Source organism: Streptomyces fuscigenes, from assembly GCF_021556455.1.
GTDB classification, from domain to species: Bacteria; Actinomycetota; Actinomycetes; order Streptomycetales; family Streptomycetaceae; genus Streptomyces; species Streptomyces fuscigenes.
Map to the genome: position 1 here is coordinate 1 of NZ_JAKGCV010000310.1, position 6,624 is coordinate 6,624.

Genomic DNA, 6,624 nt, shown 5'->3' on the forward strand with positions numbered 1-6,624 from the left:
CGGGCCGGCGCGGCAGGGGACGCCCCGCCCGGGGCGCCGCCGGGGCCGGGCCCGGCGCCCGCGAGCGCATCCTCGAAGCGGCGCGCGGCGCGTTCGCCGAACTCGGCTACGACCGGACGTCCGTGCGGGGCATCGCCAAGGCCGCCGACGTCGACCCGGCCCTCGTGCACCACTACTTCGGCACGAAGGAGCAGGTCTTCGGCGCGGCGATCGCGGTGTCCTTCGAGCCGGCCGTCGGCGTCCGGGGCATCCTGGGCGGCGACCGCGACGCCATCGGGGAGCGGCTGACGCGCTACTTCCTGGGGGTCTGGGAGAACGAGGACACCCGGGCGCCGCTGCTGGCCGTCGTGCGCTCGGCCCTGACGAACGACGCGGCCGGTGCCGTGCTGCGCTCGTTCGTACTGCGCGAGCTGCTGGAGCCGGTCGCGCGCGCCCTCGACGTACCGGACCCGCGGCTGAGCGCGGAGCTCGCGGCGTCGCAGATGGTCGGCATCGCGATGCTGCGCTACGTCCTGGGCGCCGAACCGCTGGCGAGCGCGAGCACGGACGAACTGGTGCGCCGGGTCGCGCCGACGCTCCAGCGCTACCTGACGGAACACTGAGCCCCCGGAGGCCCGCGGTCCCCGGACGTGTCCAGCCCCGGGACGCGTCCTGCCCTCCGGACACCCGTCCCGCATTCCGGACAGCGTGTCCGGATCTTGGAGGCGGCGCGTAGGCTCGATCCAAGCCATTCGTGGCTGACGCATCCGCGACAGGTCTTCCGAAGGAGCGAGCGACGATGCCCGAGCTGAGGTCCCGCACAGTCACCCACGGCCGCAACATGGCGGGCGCGCGCGCCCTTATGCGGGCGTCGGGCGTAGCGAGCGAGGACATCGGCAAGCCGATCATCGCCGTCGCCAACTCGTTCACGGAGTTCGTGCCGGGCCACACGCACCTCGCGCCGGTCGGCCGCATCGTCTCCGACGCGGTGAAGGCCGCGGGCGCCGTGCCCCGCGAGTTCAACACGATCGCCGTGGACGACGGCATCGCGATGGGCCACGGCGGCATGCTCTACTCGCTGCCGTCCCGCGACCTGATCGCCGACTCCGTCGAGTACATGGTCGAGGCGCACTGCGCGGACGCCCTGATCTGCATCTCCAACTGCGACAAGATCACGCCGGGCATGCTGATGGCCGCGATGCGCCTCAACATCCCCACGGTCTTCGTCTCCGGCGGCCCGATGGAGGCCGGACGCGCCACCCTGGTCGACGGCACGGTGCGCAAGCTGGACCTCATCAACGCCATGTCCGACGCGGTCGACGAGTCCGTGTCCGACACCGACATGCTGCGCATCGAGGAGAACGCCTGCCCGACCTGCGGCTCCTGTTCCGGCATGTTCACCGCCAACTCGATGAACTGCCTGACCGAGGCCATCGGCCTGGCCCTGCCGGGCAACGGTTCGGTGCTCGCCACGCACACCGCGCGCCGCTCGCTGTACGAGCGGGCCGGCGCCACCGTCGTCGACCTGGCGAAGCGCTACTACGAGCAGGACGACGCCTCCGTCCTGCCGCGCAACATCGTGACGCACGCCGCCTTCGAGAACGCGATGGCCCTGGACATCGCCATGGGCGGCTCCACGAACACGATCCTGCACCTGCTGGCGGCCGCCCAGGAGGCGGGCGTCGACTACGGCCTGGACGACATCGACGCGGTGTCGCGCCGCGTGCCCTGCCTCGCGAAGGTCGCGCCGAACGTCGCGCCCGGCGGCACGTACTACATGGAGGACGTGCACCGCGCCGGCGGCATCCCCGCGATCCTGGGCGAGCTGTACCGGGGCGGCCTGCTGAACGAGGACGTCCACACCGTGCACGCGCCGAGCATCAAGGCGTGGCTGGAGACGTGGGACGTGCGCGGCGGCTCCCCGTCGGACGAGGCCGTCGACCTGTGGCACGCGGCGCCCGGCTGCGTCCGCTCCGCCGAGGCGTTCTCGCAGTCGGAGCGGTGGGAGACGCTGGACACCGACGCGGCCGGCGGCTGCATCCGCGACGTCGCCCACGCCTACAGCAAGGACGGCGGTCTCGGGGTGCTGCGCGGCAACATCGCCGTGGACGGCTGCGTCGTGAAGACCGCCGGCGTCGACGAGTCGATCTGGACCTTCGAGGGTCCCGCGGTCGTCTGCGAGTCGCAGGAGGAGGCCGTCGAGAAGATCCTCCGCAAGGAGATCACCGAGGGCGACGTCGTCGTCATCCGCTACGAGGGCCCCAAGGGCGGCCCCGGCATGCAGGAGATGCTCTACCCGACCTCGTACCTGAAGGGCCGGGGCCTCGGCAAGAGCTGCGCGCTCGTCACCGACGGCCGCTTCTCGGGCGGCACGTCGGGCCTGTCGATCGGTCACGTCTCGCCTGAGGCGGCGTCGGGCGGCACGATCGCCCTGGTGCACGACGGCGACCGGATCCGCATCGACATCCCGTCGCGCTCGATCGAACTGCTCGTGGACGACGAGGAACTGGCGGCCCGCCGCGAGGCGCTGAACGGCGTGTACGCGCCGAAGGCCCGCGAGCGCAAGGTGTCGGTGGCCCTGCGCGCCTACGCGGCCATGGCCACGAGCGCGGACCGCGGCGCGGTGCGCGACGTGACCCGCCTCGGCTGACCGGCGGCGGGCGCGCGGCCCGGCCGCGCCCCCGCCCACGTGCCCTGTGCGCCCCTCGGACCGCTACCAGTCCGAGGGGTGCCGTGCGTCACCGGCCAGGACCGAGCCGTCGGGACCCGCGGCGACCACCTCGCGGCCGCCGGCCGTGAGCACCGGCGCAGGCAGGGATGCCGCGACCGTGGAGCGCTGCGCGCCGAGCCGCGGAGCCGTCTGCGCGAGCAGCGTTCCGCGCGCCGCGTCGACGGCGAGGAGCCGTCCGTCGCCCGCCGTCACGAACACGTGCCCGGCGCCGTCCGCCGTGGGGCGCGACGCCCGGGTCACCGCCGTCTCCAGCGTCCACAGCACGGGACGTGCCGCCCCCTCGCGGGTGTCGAGGGCGCTGAGCGCTCCCGCGTACGACATGACGTAGGCGATCCCGCCGCTCACCGTGGCCTGCGCCTGGTCGACCGGGTTCGGCAGCGGCACGCGCCGCGTCGAGGCGCCGGCCGCGCCGCCGATGCGTACCACCGAGTCCGTGAGGCCGTCCGGCCGCTGGGACAGCGCCCACAGCGTCGGACCGCTCTCGTGCACCGGGCTGAGCGTTCCCGCCACCGTCGTCGACCAGCGCGCCCGGCCGGTGGCGGGGTCGAGCGCGCTCACCGTCGATCCCGTGCCGTCCTGCGTGGGCGCGACCGCGTACAGCGCCTGCCCCGTGCCGGACGGGTCCGTCCACACGGTGCTGCGCGCGTCGAGCCGACGGGTCCAGCGCGGCGCGCCGGTCCGTCCGTCCAGGGCGCGCACGGTGCGGCCGTCCGCGGACACGAGGACGGCGGTGCCCGCGGCGTGCCGCACGGTCGGGAAGCCTTCGAGCGACGCGCTCCAGCGCTGCCGTCCGGTCGCCGGATCGAGTGCCTGCAACCGCTGCCCGCCCGTGCCCGTGACGTACAGCAGGCCGCCGGAGAGGACCGGTCCGGCGTCACCGGAGACCGTGTCGGACGATCCGCGGCCGGGCAGCGACCAGGCGATCTTCCCGTCGGCCGCGTCGAGCCGGGCCGCCGGGACGCCGGGCGCCGCGCAGAACACGGCGCCCGGGGCTGCCGGGTGCGGCTGTCGGACGGGCGCAGCGCCCTGGACTTCGGCTCGTACGCGGTGACGCTGCTGGGCCACCGCCACCCGGCCGTCGTCGCCGCGGTGCGCGCCCAGCTCGACACGATGCCGACCTCGACACGCAGCCTCGCGAACCCGGTCGCGGCCCGCGCCGCGGCCCGGCTCGCCGCGTACTTCGGTGGCCGCGCGCCGGGCGGACGCCTCCTGCCGAAGGTGTACTTCGGGCTCAACGGCGCCGACGCGGTCGAGGTCGCGGTGAAGCTGGCGCGCCTCGCGACCGGCCGCGGCCGGGTCCTCGCGGTGCGCGGCGGCTTCCACGGCAAGTCGCTGGGCGCGCTGGGCCTCACGCACAGCGCGCTGTTCCGGACCGGCCTCCTCGGCACGCGCACGGACGTCGTGCACGTCGCGGCGGACGACGCCGGCGCCGTACGGCGGGAGGCCGCGCGCGGCCCGGGCGTGGCGGCGGTCGTCTTCGAGCCGGTGCAGGGCGAGAACGGCGCCGCCGTCCTGCCGGTCGAGGTGCTGCGCCGCTGGTGCGCGGACGCGCACGCGCACGGGGCGTTCGCGATCGCCGACGAGATCCAGTGCGGGCTGCGCCGGTGCGGGGAGCCGTCGGTGGCGCTGGCGGCGGGGCTGCCCGTGGACGCCGTACTCGTGGGCAAGCCGCTGGGCGGCGGGGTCGTGCCGCTGTCCGCCGTGGTGTGCAGCGAGGAGATGTACGCGCCGCTCGCGGCCGACCCGTTCCTGCACTCGGCGACCTTCGGCGGCCACCCGTTGAGCTGCGCGGCACTGGACCCCGCCCTGACGGCGATCGAGGAGCTCGCCGGCCGGGGCGGTGTGCTGGCGGACGCGCTCGACGGGGCGCTGGCCGCTCTCGCGGCCGCGCACCCCGGCGTGGTGGGCGCGGTGACCGGTGCCGGGCTGCTGCGCGGCATCGACTTCACGAGCGCGCGCGCCGCGGGGGCGGTGGTGGTGGAACTGGCGGGCGCCGGGCTGCTGGTGTCGCCGTGCCTGGGCCGGCCCACGACCGTACGGCTGCTGCCCCCGCTGGTGTGCAGTGAGCGGGAGATCGCGGAGGCGGCGGAGATCCTCGACGCGGCCGTCACCGTCGCGTCGCGCTCCGGCGCCGTCCCCGCAGCCGCCGCGCCCGCCCCACCACCACCGCGGGCCCCCGGGTCCGCGTCCGCACCTCATCCGCACCGCACGTTGGGAGACGACACATGACCACCGCTCACCTCCGCGGCCGCGACGAGCTGGCGCATGTCGTGCGCACGGCGGTCTCCGGCGTCCTCGGCATCGAACCCGAGGAGGTCGACGACGCGACCGACCTGCACGACGACTACGGCATCGACAGCCTGGAGCTCATGGAGGTCGGCGCCCGCCTGGAGAAGGCGCTCGCCATGAAGATCCCGGTGTCGGACCTCACCTCGGCGCACAGCGTGGGCCACGCCATCGACCTGCTCGCCGAGCGCCTGGCGGCGCGCTCATGAGCACGGACGCGCGGACCCGGCCCGACCGGGAGCGGGTCGCCGTGACCGGCCTCGGGATCAAGTGCCCGGCGGGCAACGGCGTGGAGGACGCGTACGGCGCGCTCCTCGCGGCGCGCTCCACCGCGTCCGCCGTCAAGCACCTCGCCGAGGCGGAGCTGCGCGTCACGATCGCCTGCCTGGTGCCGGAGTTCGACGTCGAGCCGTACGTCTCGCGGCGCGAGCGGCGGCAGATCGACCGCGCCGCGGAGCTGCTGCTGTGCGCGGCGTCCGACGCCGTCGCGGACGCGGGCGCCCCGGCGCTCGCCGCGCTGCCGCCCGAGCGGGTGGGCGTCCAGATCGGCACGGGGCTCGGCGGGCTCGCCGCGATGGAGGGCAACACCTTCGACCACGGCGCGGACCCGATGGCGATGCCCGTGCACACCGTGCCCCGCACCATGGCGAACTCGCCCGCCTCCCGGGTGGCCCTGCGCTTCGGCCTGCGGGGCGCCTGCACCACGTACGCGACGGCCTGCGCGAGCGGCACGACCGCCGTCGGCGAGGCAGCCCGCCGCATCCGGTACGGGGAGCTCGACGCGGCGGTCGCGGGCGGCGTCGACACGCCCGTGACCACGATCGTGATGGCCGCCTTCGCGAAGATGCGTGCCCTCTCGGCCCGCAACGACGAGCCCGACCGGGCGAGCCGGCCCTTCGACACCGACCGGGACGGCTTCGTGATGGGGGAGGGCGCGGCCGTGCTCGTCCTGGAGCGGCGCGACCTCGCCCTGGCGCGCGGCGCGCGGATCTACGGCGAGGTGGCCGGGTACGCGACGAACTGCGACGGCGCCCACATCGTGGCGCCGCACGAGGACGGCGCCCTGGCGGCGGAGTGCATGCGCGGCGCGATCGGGGACGCGGGGCTCGCCCCGTCCGACGTCGGGCACATCAACGCGCACGGCACGTCCACGCTGCTCAACGACCGTGCCGAGGCGCGGGCCGTGGAGCGCGTCTTCGCGGGGGCCGCGCCGCCGCTGACGGCGTTCAAGGGCGTCACCGGCCATCTCATCGGCGGCTCCGGCGCGCTGGAGGCGGCGCTCGCCCTGCTGTGCGCGGGGCGCGGGGTGGTGCCCGCGGTGGCCAACACCCTCGGATCGCCGGAGGCGGACCTGGTGGACGTGGTGATCGGGCGGTCCCGGGCGATCGAGTCCGGGCGGCCGGTGCTGTCGAACTCGTTCGGGTTCGGCGGGCAGAACGCGTGCGTGGTGCTGGTGCCGGGCCCCGGCGCCCGCGGCACGGGGAACGGGTGAGGCGGCGTGCGGATCCTCGTCACGGGCGCGACGGGCGTCGTGGGCTCGGAGGTGCTGGCCGCGCTCGGCGGCGTGGCGGCGGGCGCGGACGGGAGCGCGCGGGGCGCCGTCCCCGACGAGCGGACCCGCTCGGCCC

Annotated in this window: 6 protein-coding genes and 1 pseudogene; 5 read left to right on the plus strand and 2 right to left on the minus strand. The window is 75.6% G+C overall.

The window, feature by feature from the left end:
* A partial coding sequence (locus tag L1885_RS20850; protein ID WP_235798691.1) for a TetR/AcrR family transcriptional regulator occupies positions 1-602 on the plus strand: 602 nt, incomplete at its 5' end.
* A 176-nt stretch (positions 603-778) separates the two neighbouring features.
* On the plus strand, positions 779-2,629 hold the full coding sequence (gene ilvD / locus L1885_RS20855; RefSeq protein ID WP_235798692.1) for a dihydroxy-acid dehydratase: 1,851 nt from the start codon (positions 779-781) through the stop codon (positions 2,627-2,629).
* Between the two features lie 63 nt (positions 2,630-2,692).
* On the opposite strand, the gene L1885_RS29525 is transcribed toward ilvD, so the two are convergent.
* Positions 2,693-3,268: an outer membrane protein assembly factor BamB family protein gene (locus tag L1885_RS29525; RefSeq protein WP_505016783.1), complete on the minus strand. Its 576-nt coding sequence runs from the start codon at positions 3,266-3,268 to the stop codon at positions 2,693-2,695.
* 3 nt (positions 3,269-3,271) lie between these two features.
* Positions 3,272-3,646 (minus strand): annotated as a pseudogene (locus L1885_RS29530) (outer membrane protein assembly factor BamB family protein); the annotation flags it as partial.
* Between L1885_RS29530 and L1885_RS20865 the strand changes: the two are divergent.
* Genes L1885_RS20865 through L1885_RS20875 form a run of 3 tightly spaced genes read left to right on the plus strand, consistent with a single transcriptional unit; the run spans position 3,530 to position 6,488 of the window.
* Positions 3,530-4,939 carry an aminotransferase class III-fold pyridoxal phosphate-dependent enzyme gene (locus tag L1885_RS20865; RefSeq protein WP_268984325.1) on the plus strand — a complete coding sequence of 470 codons (1,410 nt, stop codon included), beginning with the start codon at positions 3,530-3,532 and terminating at the stop codon, positions 4,937-4,939. The pseudogene L1885_RS29530 and the gene L1885_RS20865 overlap by 117 nt on opposite strands.
* A complete protein-coding gene (locus tag L1885_RS20870) occupies positions 4,936-5,205 on the plus strand; it encodes an acyl carrier protein (protein ID WP_235798695.1) in 270 nt (89 codons plus the stop codon). Before L1885_RS20865 ends, L1885_RS20870 begins: the two co-directional genes overlap by 4 nt.
* Positions 5,202-6,488, plus strand: a complete 1,287-nt coding sequence (locus L1885_RS20875) for a beta-ketoacyl-[acyl-carrier-protein] synthase family protein (RefSeq protein WP_235798696.1) — start codon at positions 5,202-5,204, stop codon at positions 6,486-6,488. Before L1885_RS20870 ends, L1885_RS20875 begins: the two co-directional genes overlap by 4 nt.
* Positions 6,489-6,624: the final 136 nt, after the last annotated feature.